Source organism: Microbacterium sp. MYb62, assembly GCF_002979475.1.
Classification (GTDB): Bacteria; Actinomycetota; Actinomycetes; order Actinomycetales; family Microbacteriaceae; genus Microbacterium.
This window is the reverse complement of sequence record NZ_PCOY01000001.1, coordinates 236498-253289: the sequence shown is the minus strand read 5'-3', so window position 1 is coordinate 253289 and position 16792 is coordinate 236498. Positions and strand designations below refer to the sequence as shown.

At 68.1% G+C, this 16792-nt stretch carries 18 protein-coding genes, 1 tRNA gene and 1 other RNA gene; 7 read left to right on the top strand and 13 right to left on the bottom strand.

Annotation, left to right across the window (positions count from 1 at the left end):
• The first annotated feature begins 66 nt into the window (after nt 1-66).
• Nucleotides 67-436, top strand: a transfer-messenger RNA (tmRNA) gene (gene ssrA / locus CQ042_RS01245).
• An 80-nt stretch (nt 437-516) separates the two neighbouring features.
• Here the strand turns inward: ssrA and CQ042_RS01240 are convergent.
• The 5 genes from CQ042_RS01240 to CQ042_RS01215 form a co-directional block, all read right to left on the bottom strand.
• Nucleotides 517-660, bottom strand: a complete 144-nt coding sequence (locus tag CQ042_RS01240; protein ID WP_374954454.1) for a hypothetical protein — start codon at nt 658-660, stop codon at nt 517-519.
• 434 nt (nt 661-1094) lie between these two features.
• Entirely contained in the window at nt 1095-1490 is a 396-nt protein-coding gene (locus CQ042_RS01230) for a nuclear transport factor 2 family protein (protein ID WP_219844791.1), read from the bottom strand.
• Between the two features lie 92 nt (nt 1491-1582).
• Entirely contained in the window at nt 1583-1729 is a 147-nt protein-coding gene (locus CQ042_RS20345) for a hypothetical protein (RefSeq protein WP_181157394.1), read from the bottom strand.
• 117 nt (nt 1730-1846) lie between these two features.
• Nucleotides 1847-2083: a hypothetical protein gene (locus CQ042_RS01220; protein WP_146115325.1), complete on the bottom strand. Its 237-nt coding sequence runs from the start codon at nt 2081-2083 to the stop codon at nt 1847-1849.
• A 171-nt stretch (nt 2084-2254) separates the two neighbouring features.
• A complete protein-coding gene (locus CQ042_RS01215; protein WP_105668407.1) occupies nt 2255-2710 on the bottom strand; it encodes a GNAT family N-acetyltransferase in 456 nt (151 codons plus the stop codon).
• Nucleotides 2711-2825: 115 nt separating this feature from the next.
• Between CQ042_RS01215 and CQ042_RS01210 the strand changes: the two genes are divergently transcribed.
• Entirely contained in the window at nt 2826-5696 is a 2871-nt protein-coding gene (locus tag CQ042_RS01210) for an HAD-IC family P-type ATPase (RefSeq protein WP_105668406.1), read from the top strand.
• 22 nt (nt 5697-5718) lie between these two features.
• On the opposite strand, the gene CQ042_RS01205 is transcribed toward CQ042_RS01210, so the two are convergent.
• Complete coding sequence (locus CQ042_RS01205; protein ID WP_105668405.1) at nt 5719-6288, bottom strand: hypothetical protein; 570 nt, start codon at nt 6286-6288, stop codon at nt 5719-5721.
• Between the two features lie 19 nt (nt 6289-6307).
• Complete coding sequence (locus tag CQ042_RS01200) at nt 6308-7105, bottom strand: inositol monophosphatase family protein (protein WP_105668404.1); 798 nt, start codon at nt 7103-7105, stop codon at nt 6308-6310.
• A 156-nt stretch (nt 7106-7261) separates the two neighbouring features.
• Here CQ042_RS01200 and CQ042_RS01195 point away from each other — a divergent pair.
• Nucleotides 7262-7334: transfer RNA gene (locus tag CQ042_RS01195), tRNA-Lys, on the top strand.
• A 403-nt stretch (nt 7335-7737) separates the two neighbouring features.
• Nucleotides 7738-9288 (top strand): Ig-like domain-containing protein, encoded by a 1551-nt coding sequence (locus CQ042_RS20340; protein WP_181157393.1) that lies wholly within the window; start codon nt 7738-7740, stop codon nt 9286-9288.
• Between the two features lie 96 nt (nt 9289-9384).
• Here CQ042_RS20340 and CQ042_RS01185 read toward each other — a convergent pair whose 3' ends face one another.
• The 4 genes from CQ042_RS01185 to CQ042_RS01170 form a co-directional block, all read right to left on the bottom strand.
• Nucleotides 9385-9867, bottom strand: a complete 483-nt coding sequence (locus tag CQ042_RS01185) for a YbaK/EbsC family protein (RefSeq protein ID WP_105668403.1) — start codon at nt 9865-9867, stop codon at nt 9385-9387.
• Nucleotides 9868-9941: 74 nt separating this feature from the next.
• A complete protein-coding gene (locus tag CQ042_RS01180) occupies nt 9942-11171 on the bottom strand; it encodes an MFS transporter (protein ID WP_105668402.1) in 1230 nt (409 codons plus the stop codon).
• Nucleotides 11168-11605: a MarR family winged helix-turn-helix transcriptional regulator gene (locus CQ042_RS01175; protein WP_105668401.1), complete on the bottom strand. Its 438-nt coding sequence runs from the start codon at nt 11603-11605 to the stop codon at nt 11168-11170. The genes CQ042_RS01180 and CQ042_RS01175 overlap by 4 nt, the downstream gene beginning before the upstream one ends.
• Nucleotides 11606-11641: 36 nt before the next feature.
• Nucleotides 11642-12427: an IclR family transcriptional regulator gene (locus tag CQ042_RS01170; RefSeq protein ID WP_105668400.1), complete on the bottom strand. Its 786-nt coding sequence runs from the start codon at nt 12425-12427 to the stop codon at nt 11642-11644.
• 104 nt (nt 12428-12531) lie between these two features.
• On the opposite strand from CQ042_RS01170, the gene CQ042_RS01165 reads away from it, so the two are divergent.
• The 3 genes from CQ042_RS01165 to CQ042_RS01155 are packed head-to-tail and all read left to right on the top strand — an operon-like array spanning nt 12532 to nt 15152.
• The gene (locus CQ042_RS01165) at nt 12532-13305 is read left to right on the top strand and encodes a CoA transferase subunit A (protein ID WP_105668399.1); all 774 of its coding nucleotides are present in this window, start codon (nt 12532-12534) and stop codon (nt 13303-13305) included.
• A gap of 1 nt (nt 13306) precedes the next feature.
• Nucleotides 13307-13975, top strand: a complete 669-nt coding sequence (locus CQ042_RS01160) for a CoA transferase subunit B (protein WP_181157392.1) — start codon at nt 13307-13309, stop codon at nt 13973-13975.
• Complete coding sequence (locus CQ042_RS01155) at nt 13968-15152, top strand: acetyl-CoA C-acetyltransferase (protein ID WP_105668398.1); 1185 nt, start codon at nt 13968-13970, stop codon at nt 15150-15152. The genes CQ042_RS01160 and CQ042_RS01155 overlap by 8 nt, the downstream gene beginning before the upstream one ends.
• Before the next feature lie 38 nt (nt 15153-15190).
• Here CQ042_RS01155 and CQ042_RS01150 read toward each other — a convergent pair whose 3' ends face one another.
• Together CQ042_RS01150 and CQ042_RS01145 are read right to left on the bottom strand one after the other, a co-directional pair.
• Nucleotides 15191-15490: a hypothetical protein gene (locus CQ042_RS01150; RefSeq protein WP_105668397.1), complete on the bottom strand. Its 300-nt coding sequence runs from the start codon at nt 15488-15490 to the stop codon at nt 15191-15193.
• Between the two features lie 9 nt (nt 15491-15499).
• Nucleotides 15500-16705, bottom strand: a complete 1206-nt coding sequence (locus CQ042_RS01145; protein WP_181157391.1) for a PLP-dependent aminotransferase family protein — start codon at nt 16703-16705, stop codon at nt 15500-15502.
• Nucleotides 16706-16792 lie beyond the last annotated feature (87 nt).

Sequence of the window (16792 nt, the reverse complement as noted above, 5' to 3'; positions counted from 1 at the left end):
CGGGTGCTTGTCTCCCGAGTTGGTAATTCCACAGTGTGACAGCGGCTCCTTCGAGAGAAGGACCACGGGGCTGATCGGTTTCGACAGCGCCTGTGAATCCACGAGAAGCGGGCCGAGGATGCAGAGTTATCTCGTAAACGCTCTCTGCAAAACAATAGTTGCCGAAACCAAGCGCAACGACTTCGCCCTCGCTGCATAAGCGAGCCCGATAGTCCGTCAGGCCGTATGTGATTCCGATACGGATCCTGGCGTCATCTAGGAATCTTGCTGCGTGATGGCGTCTGGACGTCACGTGGGACTCTTCCCAGGCTGGGCTTGTCGACTTAGGTGTCTGTGACAAAGGTCGGAGCCGAGTAGAACGTCTTCACAGACTGCGCCCGGAGAAGGCGTGGAGACTCAGCGTTGGACGGGGGTTCGATTCCCCCCAGCTCCACCAGGTCGCTGTCACAAGCAAAGAGGCCCGCCTCCCTAGTGATCACTGGGGAGGCGGGCCTTCTTTGCGTTGTGGATGACTCGTCAGGCGGCGAGCCTTGCCCACACTTTGCCCACATCTGCCGCTGTCGCACGCTCATCAAGCCGGTTCGCGACGTCGTCGAGATCGTCGTCGAACAGGTCGGCGTACGTGTCCAGGGTCATCGCTGCGGACTTGTGCCCGAGCATCCTCTGCACCGCCTTGACGTGGGCGCCGGAGATTCCGTGCGCCCTGTGCCGGGTTCTTCGAGATCCGGCGATCGCGGACGGCGAGGTCGAGAATGCCGGTGAGTACTCCGAGCGCGCGCAGCACCACGGTCGCTGACCGTGGACCGGTCGTGTTGCGGCGGACGCGCTGCCGATCGGCGACGGCCGTGCCGGCGCTCATTTCGGAGATCCAGGACTCGACGTCTGACGGCTTGATGTCGCCGACCGCCGGAAAGAACCAGCAGCAGGAGTAGTCATGGACATCGTCCTCCCCGCCATCCCCGCCGGCGTGCTCGTGCTCCTGGGGCTGTTCGCTCCGTACCCCCACCTGGCTCCGGCTGGATGGGGGTCTTTCGTCGTATCTGGGTGGGTGAACTACTCGCCCTGCGTGGGTAGGGGACGTGGTGGGTGGTCTTTCACCGATCCTTCGCTTCGAATGCCTGGGCGACGGCCAGGCTGTCCTCGTAGACATGGTGCCGGGTGACGAGGCCGTCTGCGACGGTGAGGTGCAGAGCGAACCGCGCCTTGTAGGCTCGTCCGGTGGTCCGCGCGGTCTGACGGATCTCGCCCACCACCACCGCGTCACTTCCGTCGACAAGGATGCGCTCGACCTCGGTGGCCACATCCTCCGGCACGTGGTACTCGGCGAGCTCGCGATAGTGGGCAGCCGCGTCGGCTCTGGTGGACCGGTGGCGGATCCACGGCGTCGCAGTACGGCCGTGCTCAGCCTCCGGCCAGGCGAGCTTCCAATCACCTTGCTCGGCATACATCTCGGCGATGCGCTCCGGGTTCCCCTCACCGATTCTGCGCAACAACTCCTCAACCACAGCGCGTGTGTTTGCAGATGTGGCTATGGGCATGGTCGACCTCTCTGTCCTGGTCCGCGTCCTCCGACGTGGACGGATCACCAATTCTGCCAGCGCTCCGGGACCTGCGCCTCGAGCGCGGTCATGTCGGCGGCCTCGATCTCCCGGAAGCCGTCGCGGCATTCGAACTTCCCCTCGACGGAACGCACAGACTCGCCCGTCTTCATCGCGGGCTTGGCGGACACGAGGTCCCACCCCCTCAGGCGCCTGTGAGTGTAGCTGCGCACGGACGTCCGCGATGTCCTCGCCTTCGAGGGTGATGGAGTGCTTTTCGACGGGCGGATGAGGCCGCGGTCCTTCGGCTAGGCGGCCGCCGCACCTTTGATGCGTTGCAGAGCTATTCCCTGGCTGACGGCGAACGCTGCGACATCGATGGCGAGAGCGAAGGCTGCAAGGGCGAGCACGGTCGTTCCCGCGACGATGCCGGTGGCCGCCAAGTTCCGGGTGCGCGCAGTGGTGTGACCACAAGCTGCCCACATTTTGCCCACGTTTCTGCCCATCGCACCCCAGAAATCGCCATCGCTTTCCACCGCTTCCACCGCATGATTCCAGGGGAGTGCCGCCCTACTGCAGGGCGCGGCATAGTTCAATTCCCCCCCCAGCTCCACCAGGTCGCTGTCACAAGCAAAGAGGCCCGCCTCCCTAGTGATCACTGGGGAGGCGGGCCTTCTTGTATCCGTCGGCGCCTCGTCAGACGGCGGCCGGTGGGGTCATTCGTGGGTGTAGGTGCTGACCCACAATCCAGGAAGCACCTCCGCATCCGCGACGTGCTGGAAGCCCAGGGACTCGTACAGACGCCGAGCGGGCCGGTTGTCCCTTCCGGTCGACACCGTCGCGGTGCCCGCTACGAGTGTGGTGACAAGTCGCCTGCCCAGACCATGCCGCAGCCACGAAGGGTGCACGACCAGTCGTTCGATGTCGATACCACCCGAGACGTCACTGTGGGCGATCGCGGCCACGATCTGTCCGTCGACCTCGACCACGTGCCAGAACAGTCCTGCCAGCGCGAGCTCCTCGGCGGATTCATGGAGCGGGGGGATGCGATCATCGCCGATCAGCTCAGCCTCAATCGCGTACGCGCTCTTCTGCAGTGCGACGAGGTCATCCGCCCGGAGAGTGATCTCGTCTCGCGTCAGTCGTCGGACGGCAGGTTTCGGTTCGGTCATCCCGCCAGTCAACCAGAGGCCTCTGATCACGCTGACCGTGCGACGGTGAGCGGATCGTCGGTGCGCAGTGCGGACTCGCTCGGCTCACGTCCGCAGTGGTCCTATATTGAGGTCTGTGGACTCGACCTCCGAAGCTGTCTCTCCCGGTCTCACCCGCGTGGAAGTCGCCGAGCGTGTCGCCTCGGGGAGAACGAACGCCTTCGTGGCCGACACGAGCCGAAGCGCATGGAGCATCGTGCGTGCGAACGTCTTCACGCTCTTCAACGGCATCGTCTTCGCGTGCTTCCTCGTGCTGTTCCTGGTGGGGCGCTGGCAGGATGCGCTCTTCGGGCTCGCAGCTTTCGCGAACGCGATCATCGGGTGCGTGCAGGAGTTCCGGGCGAAATCCGCCCTCGACCGCCTGGCGTTGATGAACGCGCCTCGAGCACTGGTGCTCAGAGACGGCGAAGAGGCGGAGATCGCTCCCGTCGATGTGGTGCTCGACGACGTTCTGGTGCTGCGGGCGGGCGAGCAGGTGCCGGCGGACGCGAACATCCTCGCGGCCCGTGGCCTCCAGATCGACGAGTCGATGCTCACCGGGGAATCCGACCCGGTGGAGAAGCAGCCCGGGGATGAGGCGCTCTCAGGTGCGGTGGTCGTCGCGGGGGAGGGGACCGCGCGGGCGATCCGGGTGGGCGCCGAGTCCTATGCGAATCACTTCGCCGGGGAAGCGAAGCGATTCTCGCTCGTCTCCAGCGAGCTTCGGTCCTCCGTCAACCGTGTTCTGAAGTGGGTGAGCTGGATCATCGGGCCGGTCGGCCTGCTCGTCCTGAATGCTCAGATCCTCGTCACCGGCGGGTACGCGACGGTGTTCTCCAGCGGGGCGTGGGTGCAGGCGGTCGTGAACACGATCGCCGCATTGACCGCGATGATCCCGCTCGGCCTCGTGCTCATGACGAGCATCGCCTTCGCGGTCGGTGCGTCGAGGCTGGCCCGCCGACAGGTCCTGGTCAACGAACTCCCGGCGGTGGAGGGACTCGCCCGAGTCGATGTCGTCTGCCTCGACAAGACCGGCACTCTGACGGTCGGCGAGATCGGGTTCGATGAAGCGCACCCGCTTGAGGGTGCCTCGTCGGTGCAGGCGGCCGGCGTCGCGTCGGCGTTGGCCTGGTATGCGGCATCACCTGACGCGAACGCTACGGCGCGCTCGATGCGGGCCGCGTATCCGGTCGCGTCTTCATCGGTGGTCCGCGGTTACATCCCCTTCTCCTCCGCTCGCAAATGGAGTGCGGTGTCCTTCGCCGATCACGAAGGCACCTGGGTGATGGGGGCGCCGGAGATGGTGTTCGGAGACTCCGCGACATCGGCCGAGACCGAGCTCGGACGCACCGTCACCGCCCTCGCCGAGACCGGACGCCGCACACTGGTCCTCGGTCACTCGGAATCTCCCCTGTCTGAGACGGATGTCGACGCCGAACGGCTCCCGGCGGAACTCACGGCGATCACCGTTCTCACCTTCCGCGAGCAGGTGCGCCCCGACGCGGCGCAGACCCTCGAGTACTTCGCTCGGCAGCAGGTCGGCATCCGCATCATCTCGGGTGACAACCCCCGCACGGTGGCAGCCATCGCCCGGGAGGTCGGTCTCGATGTCGAGGAGGGCTTCGACGCGCGGCACCTCCCGGAAGATGACACCGCGCTGGCGGACATCCTCGATCAGAACCTGGTCTTCGGTCGGGTGACGCCCGAGCAGAAGAAGCGCATGGTCACGGCGCTGCAGAGTCATGGGCACACCGTCGCGATGACCGGGGACGGCGTCAACGACGCCCTTGCGATCAAAGCGGCCGACATCGGCATCGCGATGAACTCGGGGTCGCCCGCGACCAAGGCCGTGGCACGGCTCGTTCTGCTCGACGGACAGTTCTCGCACTTGCCCGACGTCGTGGCGGAGGGGCGTCAAGTCATCGCGAACATCGAACGCGTGTCGATGCTGTTCCTCAACAAGACGGTCTACGCCACGCTGCTCGCGATCATCTTCGGCGTGTTCGTGCTCGAGTTCCCGTTCCTGCCCCGGCAACTCTCCATCACCGACGGGCTCACGATCGGCATCCCGGCGTTCTTCCTCGCGCTCATGCCCAACGCGGCGCGCTACGTGCCCGGCTTCCTCCGTCGGTCTCTGAGCTTCGCGATCCCGTCGGGAATCGTCGTCGCGCTCGGTCTGACCTGGTACTCGTTCGTCGCACGCGGGCTCGGCGCGCACGAGGACCAGCTGCGCACGGGAGCCACCGTCATCCTCGCGGTCGTCGGCATCTGGGTGCTCGCCGTCCTCTCCCGCCCGCTCAACCGCTTCAAGGTGCTCGTCGTGGGCGCGATGTTCGTGCTGCTCATCGCGGTGTTCACGATCCCGCTCGCCAGGCAGTTCTTCGTCCTGGTGGATCCCGGCGAGGACCTGGCTATCGCGCTGACCGGAATCACGATCGTGATGGTCGCCGCGATCGAGATCGTGCGGATCCTGCATCGTCGCCTCGTTCTCGACGCGCCGGCGACGAGGAAGACGGCCGTCCCCGAGCGGGCATCCGAACGTTCCGCGTCCGCCGCACGAGCATGGGCGTCGATCATCACGACCGTGGTGGCCGTCCTCGCGTACGCGTTCGGTGTGCTCGCGACGGCCTTCGGGATACTCGTCTTCCTGGGCCGCTACGATCCGGAGGTGAGCGCATCCGCGTTCTCCCTCGCCGGCGCCGCCATCGCGCTGTTCGGCCTCCTCGTCCTCGCCGTTGCCGCCGGCATACGCCGCGGCAGCGGCTTGTCGCGCCTGATGCTCACGATGTTCCTCGGGTTCGCCATCGCGCTCAGCGCCGTCGTGCTCGTCCTCGGCGACCGCTGGGACTGGGGAGCGGCCGTCACCGTGGCGGTCGCTGCCGTCATCGTCGTGCTGCTGTGGACGCCACCGGTCAGCCGCGGGTTCGGACGCATTCGGGAGAGCTCGATGGGAGCGGCGGCGCCCTAGCCTCCGCACCGGATCGCTGTCGTCAGCCGGTCCATTCGATGAGGATCAGCCCCTGCCTGGTGTCGGCGAATCGCACCCAGTCGCCGCCGAACAGGTAGGTCATCCCGTACCCGTCCTCATCGCGACCCATCGCGTACCGCGGGTCCTCGGTGAAGTAGATGCCGTCCGCACCGTCTTCGCGCTTCCAGCCCTCGGCGAGGAGTCCTGCCTGTGCGGAGGCGGAAGCATCCTCGTCCAGCGCAGCCCAGCCGTAGAGCTGTCCGTGATCGGAGGCGACGGAGTAGTCGGCCCAGAAGCACAGCAGCCCCTCCGTCAGCTCTTCGCCGCCGACGATGAACTCCTTCGGCTGAGCGGTCCATCCGGCGTCCGTGAGAGCCTTCACCGTCCCCGCCGAGATCATGGACTCACAGGTGAGCTCCGTGGCAGGCGTCTCCGGGGCCGCGGAGGTCACCGGCTCGGCGCTCGCCCGGGGAGTGGGATTGGTTGCCTCGGGGGTAGGGGACGACGACAGCTCCGAGGGAGGCGTGCACCCCGCGAGGGCGACGACCAACAGCAGGACGCCCGCTGTGGCGGACATGATGCGGGGGATCATCGTTGGCCTCGTGCTTCGCTCAGCCCTGGATCAGCGCCAGGAAGGCATCATGGAGGATGCCGTTGGTTGCGAGTGTCGAACGGGCGGAGATCGTCTCGGTGCCGTCGATCGCCGTCATCCGGCCGCCGGCTTCGCGGATGATCGGCACCGCTGCCGCGATGTCGTACTCCTTGACACCGAACTCCGCGACCATGTCGACGCGCCCCTCGGCAAGGAGCATGTACGAGTACACGTCGCCGTAGGCGCGGTCGCGCCAGACGCCGGCCGCGACCTTCAACAGAGTGTCGAGGCGGCCCGCATCCGACCACTGGGCGATGCTCTGGAAGCTCACGCTGGCATCGTCGAGGGATGAGACCGCGGAGGTCTGGAGGCGGCGGGGCTCTCCGTCGGTGGTGGTCCACGAGCCTGCGCCGGTCGCCGCCCACCAGCGACGCCCGAGCGCCGGCATGCTGACGACGCCGACCTGGGGAACGCCGTCGATCGCGAGTGCGATCATCGTTCCCCACAGGGGGACGCCACGGAGGAAGTTGGCCGTCCCGTCGATCGGATCGATGATCCACTGACGATGCGTGCTTCCCTGAGCGCCGAACTCCTCGCCGAAGATTCCGTCCTCGGGTCGCTCCGCCGCCAGGATGTCGCGGATCGCCCGTTCAGTGGCGAGATCGGCATCTGTCACGTGCGAGTTGTCGGCCTTGGTCGAGATCTCGAGGTCAGCCGCGTCGAACCGGGGAAGCGACTGGGCGTCGGCGGCGTCGGCGAGGCGCAGGGCGAGCTCGAGGTCGCGGCGCAGGATGTCGGCGTGGGGGGAGGCGGTCACGGTCCAAGAATAGTCGTCGGAGGGGAGGGGCCAGAGTGTCGAAGGACCAGGTTTCCGCGCACGGAAGTGATCGGCCACGCCCGGGTCCCTGCTCGATTTCTCATGGAGCCGGTCGGCTGGTAATGTAATTCCTCGGTCGGGGTTATCCCGGGCCACGCACCTCTAGCTCAATCGGCAGAGCAACTGACTCTTAATCAGTGGGTTCTCGGTTCAAGTCCGAGGGGGTGCACGGATCAGCCCTGTAGACACTCTCGCCAGTGTCAGCAGGGCTTTTCTGCGCTCTGGGGAAGTTGCAAGGCCGGTTGTTCATGACGAGCGCGATGCCCGGCGGGTTGCTGCGCCCCGTCTTCTCATAGGGAGAGCTCTGCGTGCGGTGAGCGACCGGCCGACCGCGACCGACATCTTGACGACGCTGGAAACGGAGGGCGTCATAGAGGCCGACGACGCGCCTTCCTGGGGATGGCATCGGGAGCGTCGGACCCGCCGCGCGGTCGATTTCGCAGATTGGCGTAATGAAGTCGCCGCGACGCCGTCTCTCACATGGGGACATCCGCGTCACCTCCCTCGGATGCGTCGCTGCGCGACAGCACGACCGAGGGGTGGCGCTTCACAGAGAGACTGGGGGACACGCCTTGTACGAACGCAATGGGCGCGCGCGAGCGCGCCGGAAGACAACTTCGATCATCGCCGCTGCTGCGGCGGCACTCACCGCGGTGATCACGCTCGCCGGTGGGGGAGCCGCGACCGCGGCCGAGTACGACTATCCCGCGGCGATCGACCCCGCGTCCATCGTCGTGACGACGGCAAGCGGCGGCGCGGCGACGCAGTACTCGCAGGTTCGCGTCGACGCCGCCTGGTCTGTGCCGGATGGCGCGGTCGGAGGGCAGACCTTCGGGTTCACGCTCCCGAAGGAGTTCGGACGCGCCGGGATGACGTTCTCTGTGCCCTCCGCCGAGGATCCGACCAAGACGATCGCCGAGTGCGCGGTGACCAGCGAAGACGCACCCGTCGTGACCTGCACGCTCACCGACTATGTGAACGGACGCACAGGCGTCACCGGCTCGCTGTGGTTCGCGGCCAATGCGGACCAGCAGACCACGGAGAGCACCGTGGAGTTCATCGTCGACGGCAAGATCACGCACGTCGCGCTTCCCGGCGGTGGGATCGGCCCGTCGGCGCCGCTGCCCACCGAGCCGCAGAAGTGGTCGTGGCAGACGGACGACGGCAACATCGCCTGGCAGCTGGCGCTGCCCGGAGCGAGCTTCCAGGGGGCGAACTCGATCGTCATCGAAGACACCCTCACCGGAGCGGGCGACGGGTTCGCCGAGCACCACAACGAGGACGGTGAGCTCGTGGTCTGGAGTGAGACGATGCAGAATCAGGACCCCAGGGCGATCACGAACTGGACCGGCTCGTGGAATGCCGACGGCACCGGGTTCGACCTCGTGATCCCGGGGCCCATCGATGCGACGCGCATCTATTTCGTCAAGTACTTCACGGTGCCGAGCTCACTGGCCGACGGGACCACCTTCAGCAACGTCGCGGACGTCAACGGCATCAAGCTTCGCGACGACGAGGTCTGGCGCGTCACGGGCGGCGGGACCGGCGACGGTGACGCCGCCGGCGCGTTCACGGTGACCAAAGCCGTCGACGGCTCGGGTGCCTCGGATGTTCCGGCGGATGCCGAGTACACGGTTCGCTACAGCTACGGCGACCCCGTGGTCGAGCGGACGATCGCCGTCACCGCGGGAGCCGCATCGGCTCCGATCCAGCTCCCTGCGGGAACGGTGGTCACCCTGGTCGAGGTGACTCCGCCGAGCATCGACGGAATCGAGTGGGGAACACCCGTGTTCTCGGGAACCGGCGTCAGCGCGCTGCCCGACGGCGGTGCCCAGATCACGGTCGGCGGCGGAGCAACGCTCGCCGTCACGCTCACCAACATCGCGACAGCGAAGCCGCCCGTGATTCCGCCGACCACGCCTCCCACCACCCCGCCGGCCACACCTCCCACCGAGGTCACGCCGCCCTCCGAGCTGCCGCTCACCGGGCAGTCGTCGCTCGCGACGACCGGAGGCGACGTGCCTGCCGGGATGCTGTGGGCGGGCGGCGCCGCCGTCCTCCTCGGTATCGCCCTCACCGCGCTCGGTGCGGTGCGTGCGCGAGCACGCCTGACGCAGGACTGATCGCCTGGGCGGGGTCGATGCTGCGGGGCGCTCTGCGCCGTGGCATCGGCCCCGTCGTCGTGTGCGCGAGGGACGGTCGTCGCTCACGGCCCGGTCTCAGGCGACGGCGATGACCGTCCCACCCGTGAGCTGAAGCAGCTCGTCGAACGTCAACGGCATGACGGTGTGGGGGTGACCCGCAGCAGCCCACAGCTCGTCATGGTCGCGAAGCGCTTCGTCGAGGAACGTGCGGAGCGGGGCAGGGTGACCGACCGGTGCCACACCGCCGATCGCCTGCCCGGTGGCGGAGCGGACCACGGCGGCGGGAGCCATGGTGACCACCGTCGCTCCGATGCTCGCGGCCAGGGCATCGATATCTGCGCGATGTCCGCCACTGGTCATGACCAGCACCGGCACTCCATCGGCGAGGAAGACGAGACTGTTCGCGATCGCGGCCGGTGGACATCCGATGGCGGCCGCCGCCTCCGCCGCTGTGCGCGCGGAGTCGGGCAGGACGCGGATCTCGGTGTCGACGCCGGCATCCCTGAGATGCTGTCGCACGAGTCGGCTGCGTTCGGGGAGTGGGGTTCCTTCGCTCATCGCCTCACGATATCCAAAGCCCGCGGGCTGTGCCGGATCGGGCGTCGATGACCGGTCCGGCACAGCCCGCGGGCTCAGGCGGCGTCTCCCACGAGGATCGCTGCGGCGTCCTCTGCGGCCGCGTCGGACGGCTCGTCGTCGATGTGGGCGAGCACGCGCCGTCCGAGGAACACCGTGAGCGCCGCGAGCAGCACGGAGGCCGCGGCAAACAGGTAGGGGACCGTCGCGTTGAACGCGTGCCACAGCAGCGCGGCGATCGGGGGAGCCATGGCACCCCCGAGGAATCTCACGGCCGAGTAGGCCGAAGACGCCACGGACCGGGGGAGATCGGTGGCCTCCATCACGGCTTCCGTGAGCACGGTGTTCATCACGCCGAGCATCAGGCCGCCGATGACGATGCAGGCGACCAGCGCCGCCGCGCTTTCGACGAGGAGACCCGCGGCGACGAGGTCGACCGCCAGCAGGGGCAGCACGATGAGGATGATGCGGGTGCGCGGCATCCGACGCATGAGCACCGGTGCGACCCAGACGCTCGTCACCGCAAGCGCGACGCCCCAGCCGAAGAACGTGAAGCCGATGCCGAGCGCGCCGAAGCCGAGGGGGAACGGCGAGAAGGCCAGGAGGACGAAGAACCCGATGTTGTAGAACAGGGCCGCAACCGCCAGGACGGCGAGGGCGGGGCGGCGCAGGGCGGTGAACGGCGCGGAGAACGGCACCGGCATGCGCTTCTCGGCCGGGCCGCGCAACAGCACGAGCACGGCGACGAAGGCGATCGCCATCAGCGCGACCACGCCGAAGAACGGACCGCGCCAGCTCTGCTCGCCGAGGATGCCGCCGAGCAGCGGACCGATGGCGATCCCGAGCCCGAGGGCGGCCTCATACAGGATGATCGCCGCGCTGCTGCCACCCGAGGCAGCGCCGACGATCGTGGCCAGCGCCGTCGAGATGAACAGCGCATTGCCGAGCCCCCAGCCGGCGCGGAAGCCGATGACCGCATCGACGCTGCCACTCAGCGCGCAGAGCAACGCGAAGACGACGATCAGCGCGAGCCCGATCAGCAGAGTCGCCTTCGCGCCGATGCGGCTCGAGATCCAGCTCGTCACGAGCATCGCGAGTCCGGTCACGAGCAGATAACTGGTGAACAGGAGCTCGGTCTCGACCGGTGTCGCCTGGAGCGACTCGGCGATCGCCGGGAGGATCGGATCGACGAGTCCGATCCCCATGAAGGCGACGACGCAGGCGAAGGCGACGGCCCAGACCTGGGCGGGCTGCTTCCATACGGACGGTGCGGCGGCGGTGGTCACCGGGGTTCTCCTGTTCGGTCGGCGGCGGTGCGCGCGGCGAGGATCTCCGCCGCGCGGGTGAGGGCGATCCAGTCGTCGTCGCTCAGGTCGGTGAATCGCGGCGCGATGGTGTCGCGGAACTCGGTTCGCCAGGCGGAGAGCGCCGCAGATCCCTGCGGCGTGATCTCGACGACGATCGCTCGGGAGTCGTCAGGGTCGGGGGAGCGGCGGACGAGGTCCTCCCGCTCGAGTCCTCCGATCAGACGGGTCATACCCGGCTGTGTGGTGCGTGCGGAGGCGGCGAGTTCGCCGACTCGACGTGGGCCTGCCTGATCGAGGAGGCTCAGCACCCGCCACTGCGCGGCCGGCGCCTCGTTCCCCGCGTCCTGTGCGGCGATGCGGCCCAGCGCGTAACCGGAGAGCACGAGCGAAGGGATCACTTCCGAGCGATTCATACCAATAAGTATATACCGGTTGGTATGTAATGGTCGCTACCTCCGGGCGCTGGCGATCCGCGCGGAGAGCTGGTGTGCGTGTGCGAGGAGAGTGCGACCGAGCTCTGCCATTCGGTCGGGGCCGAAGCGGAACTCGACCCCGGTCAGGCTCAGCGCCCACTCCGGCCGGCCGGAGCGATCGAAGACGGCGGCGCCCAACCCCCAGCTGCCTTCGACGATCAGCCCGGGGTTGATCGCATATCCGCGTTCCTTCGTCTCGGCCAGGCGCGCGCGCAGTCGGCGATCGCCGTGCGGGCGCCCCCACGTGCGCTCCAGGCCGGGATGCCTCTCCAGGTAGGCATCCACATCGTGGTCAGGGAGGAAGGCCAGGATGGCGAGACCGGCGCTGGCCACGCCGAGGGGGAAGCGGACGCCCTCGCTCAGGACGAACGAGCGGATCGGAAACGAGCCCTCCTCGCGGAGCAGACACACCGTCTCATCTGCTCGTCGGACCGAGAGGAACGCGCTCTCCTCGGTCTTCACGGCGAGGGAGCGCACGATGTCGCGGGCCAGCGAGGTCACGTCGTAGCGCGCGGCAGCCACGGATCCCATGAGGAAGAGCTCCGGCCCCGGCATCCATCGGGTGCTCTCGCCGTCGCGATCGACGAGCCCCTCGGCCTTGAGGGCGCTGAGCAGTCGGTGGACGGTCGAGCGTGAGAGATCGGCGGCGGCAGCGAGCTCCTGCAGGGTGGCGCCGTCGGCGCCGGCGGCCGTCACCAGGCGGAGGAGGTGCGCGGCGCGTGCGATCGCCTGAGCCCCGGGCACCTGAGCCTGTTGTTCCATATCGTGGACGCTACCTCCGTGTTCGCCCACATCGCAAGACGCACCTTTCTTCTCCAGGAGTCGCGGGCGGATGCTGGGGAGAGCACGGAATCGAAGGAGCCGACGTGATCGACAAACACTGGGAGTCCGCGGAGGCCGCGATCTCCGATATCGAGGACGGGGCGTCGCTCGCGGTGGGCGGTTTCGGCCTGTCCGGGAATCCGATCGCCCTGATCGAGGCCCTGCTCGCGCAGGGAACGAAGAACCTCAGCGTCGTGAGCAACAACTGCGGTGTGGACGACTGGGGTCTCGGAGTACTGCTCGCCGCGCAGCGCATCCGCAAGATGACCTCGTCGTACGTGGGGGAGAACAAGGAGTTCGAGCGCCAGTTCCTGAGCGGCGAACTCGAACTCGAACTCACCCCGCAGGGGACGCTCGCCGAGAAGCTCAGGGCAGGAGGCTCGGGCATCGCCGCCTTCTTCACCCAGACCGGAGTCGGCACGCAGGTCGCCGAAGGGGGCCTGCCTCGCAGGTACCACCGCGACGGCAGCATCGACATCGCCTCCCCGGCGAAGGATGTACGTGTCTTCGACCTGAACGGCGAGCCGAAGGAGTTCGTCCTGGAGGAGGCGATCACCACCGACTTCTCACTCGTGCACGCTGCGCGGGGCGACCGTCACGGCAACCTCGTCTTCAACAAGGCGGCACGCAACTTCAACCCGCTCGCCGCCATGGCCGGACGCATCTGCATCGCCCAGGTCGAGCAGCTCGTCGAACCGGGCGAACTCGATCCCGACAGCATCCACCTCCCCGGTGTGTTCGTGCATCGCATCGTCGAGGTCGGCGCGGACATCCCCAAGCGCATCGAGCGGCGCACCGTCGCCGCGGAAGGAGCCTGAGATGGCACTCACCCGGGAGCAGATGGCCGCCCGCGCCGCAGCCGAACTGCAGGACGGCGCCTACGTCAACCTCGGCATCGGCCTGCCCACGCTCGTGCCGAACCATGTGCCACGCGGTGTCACGGTCGTCCTGCAATCGGAGAACGGCATCCTGGGCGTCGGACCCTATCCGACCGAGGCCGCCGTCGATCCCGACCTCATCAACGCGGGCAAGGAGACGGTCACGACGCTGCCGGGGGCGGCGTTCTTCGACTCGGCGACGAGTTTCGGCATGATCCGCGGCGGCAAGATCGACGCCGCGATCCTCGGGGCGATGCAGGTCTCCGCAGCGGGCGACCTCGCGAACTGGATGATCCCCGGCAAGATGGTCAAGGGGCCGGGCGGTGCCATGGATCTCGTGCACGGAGCGGCCCGGGTCATCGTGCTGATGGAGCATGTCGCGAAAGACGGATCAGCGAAGATCGTGGAGAAGTGCTCTCTCCCGTTGACCGGTCGCGGGGTGGTCGACAGGATCATCACCGATCTCGCCGTGATCGATGTCACGCCCGACGGGCTCGTGCTCGTCGAGACCGCACCGGATGTCACGATCGATGAGGTCATCGCCGCGACCGAACCGCCCCTCACCGTCTCCCACGCTCTGCTCACCGGAAGGACCATGGACCATGACTGAGAACGACGTCGTCATCGTCGCCGCCGCCCGCACCCCACAGGGGCGGCTCAAAGGCCAGCTCGCCGCCTTCACCGCGCCCCAGCTCGGATCGTTCGCGATCCGCGGGGCTCTGGAACAGGCTTCGATCGATCCTGCGGACGTCGACGCCGTCATCGTCGGTCAGGTTCTGGCCGCGGGGTCCGGGCAGAACGCGGCGCGCCAGGCGGCGATCGGCGCCGGCATCGGATGGGACGTGCCCGCGCACTCCGTCAACAAGGTCTGCCTCTCCGGCCTCACGGCGATCATCGACGCTGCCCGGATGATCCGAACAGGCGATGCCGAGGTCGTCGTCGCCGCGGGGATGGAGTCGATGACGCGGGCACCGCACATGCTCATGGGCTCCCGTGACGGCTGGACCTACGGGAGCGTCGAGGTGCTCGACCACATGGCCTTCGACGGGCTGACGGACGCGTACGACCGGGAGAGCATGGGAGCGTCGACAGAGCGCCACAACGCGCGGTACGAACTCACTCGTCAGGCGCAGGACCGGGTCGCCGCCCTGTCGCATCAGCGCGCGGCCGCGGCGCAGGAGGCCGGAGTCTTCGATGCGGAGATCGTCGCGGTCGAGGTCCCGCAGCGTCGCGGTGAGCCGGTGCAGGTGGCGAAGGACGAGGGCGTGCGCCCGGAGACGACCGTCGAGACTCTCGCCGGTCTGCGCGCGGCATTCGCCGAAGGAGGGTCGATCACCGCGGGGAACTCCTCGCCGATCTCGGACGGAGCATCCGCTGTGGTGGTCACGACGCGGCACACGGCGGCAGCCAAGGGGTGGCCCGTGCTCGTCACGGTCGGTGCGAGCGGGCAGACCGCGGGGCCGGACAACTCCCTGCAGGCGCAGCCCGCCCGTGCGATCGAGCGCGCGTGCGAGAAGCAGGGCATCGCAGCGTCGGACCTCGACCTCGTCGAGATCAACGAGGCGTTCGGCGCCGTCGTCGCCCGCTCGCAGGTCGAACTGGGCCTCGACGAGGCGATCGTGAACATCCACGGCGGGGGGATCGCGATCGGCCACCCGATCGGCGCATCCGGCAACAGACTCGTCGTGCACGTCGCGCACGAACTGGTCCGTCGCGGCGGGGGCACGGCTGCCGTCGGGCTGTGCGGCGGCGGTGGTCAGGGAGAGGCGCTGATCCTCACGCGCTGATCCTCACGTGCTGAGCGCGTCCGCTCGGGAGGCCGCTGTCAGGGGCGCTTGTCCTTGGCGTGATCCTGCGTGTCGGCGAGAGCCTTCTGCGACCGGAACTGCAGGCGCTGAGCCTTCTTCGCCTTCTTGACCGACTGCGGGGAGTCGGCGTCGACGAGCACACCGCGTCGCTCCCGATTCATGTCGATCACGGCGCCGACGGCGAGTGCCATCGTGATGCCCCAGCTGAGCCAGGACAGGACGGCGCGCCAGGTGACGGGCTGCTCGCGGGTGCCGCGGAGCAGGGAGACCCCTGCGGAGATCGCCGCGACAAGTCCGGTGCTGAAGAGGTAGCGCATTCTCCCACGCTACCTTCCCGCACCCCAGGTCGCACCGAGCCTTGACAAGCCCTCCTTGATCCTGTCAGGGGCGTAGGTCGTGAACGACAGCCGGAGCGTGCGCGCATCGGGTCGACCGGAGAAGAACGAGGTGCCGGGGACGAAGGCGACATCGTGCGTGAGCGCCGTCGCGAGTGCGGACGCGGCATCCATCCCTTCGGGGAGTCGAGCCCACACGAACATGCCGCCGTCGGGTCGATTCCAGCTGCTCCCCTCGGGCAGGGCGGAGGGCAGAGCATCGAGCATGGCGTCCCGTCGGGCGGCATACGCCTCGCGGATGCGTGCGAGCGCGGGTTCGCCGCGGCCCGACACGAGGTAGTGGGCGGCCGCCGCCTGATCGATCGTGGAGGTGTGCAGGTCGGCCGCCTGCTTGGCGATCGTGATCGACGGGCGGACGTCGGCGGTCGTGCGGATCCAGCCGATGCGCAGGCCGGGAGCGATCACCTTGGAGAAGCTGCCGAGGCTGATGACGTGATCGGGTGCGAACTCGGCCAGGGACGGGAGAGCGTCGCCGGAGTACCGCAGCTGACGATACGGCTCGTCCTCGATGATGCGGAAGCCCTGCCGCTGTGCGATAGCGGCGATCTCGCGGCGCGCGTCGAGACCGTGTGTTCGTCCCGTCGGATTCTGGAACGTCGGCACGGTGTAGAAGAACTTCGGGGCGTGCTCGCGGGCGAGCCGTTCCAGCGCCTCGAGATCGAGGTCGTCGCCGGCGTACGGGACGCCGACCACACGCGCACCGGCCAGCGCGAACGTCTGCAACGCCGCGAGGTAGCACGGCTCCTCGACCAGGATCGTGTCCCCGGGGTCGAGCAGCGTCGTGGAGATCAGACCGAGGCCCTGCTGCGAACCCGTCGTGATGATCAGGTCGGATGCCGCGGTGGGCAGACCGTCGATCACGTATCGTCTCGCCACCTCTTCACGCAGTCGCGGATCGCCTTCGGACGTGGAGTACTGGAGCACACCGGGGGAGTCGAGCACGGCGTCGAACGCCGTCCGGATCCCCTCGACGTCGAACAGCTCGGGCGCGGGGAGTCCGCCCGCGAAGGAGATGATCTCCGGCCGCTCGGTGAGAGCGAGGAGGTCGCGCACCGGAGATGTCTTGGCGCTTCCCGCGCGGTGCGAGCGCGGAGGGAGCGCGAGAGCGGGGGCGGCGGCCTGCGGGGCTGTGGACAACGGGGTCTCCTCGGGAGCGTGTCGTGCGGCGGGGTGTCGCCCAGAATAGACCCGTCCGGCCCCGCCCGATTCCCGGCCGTTGCCCGG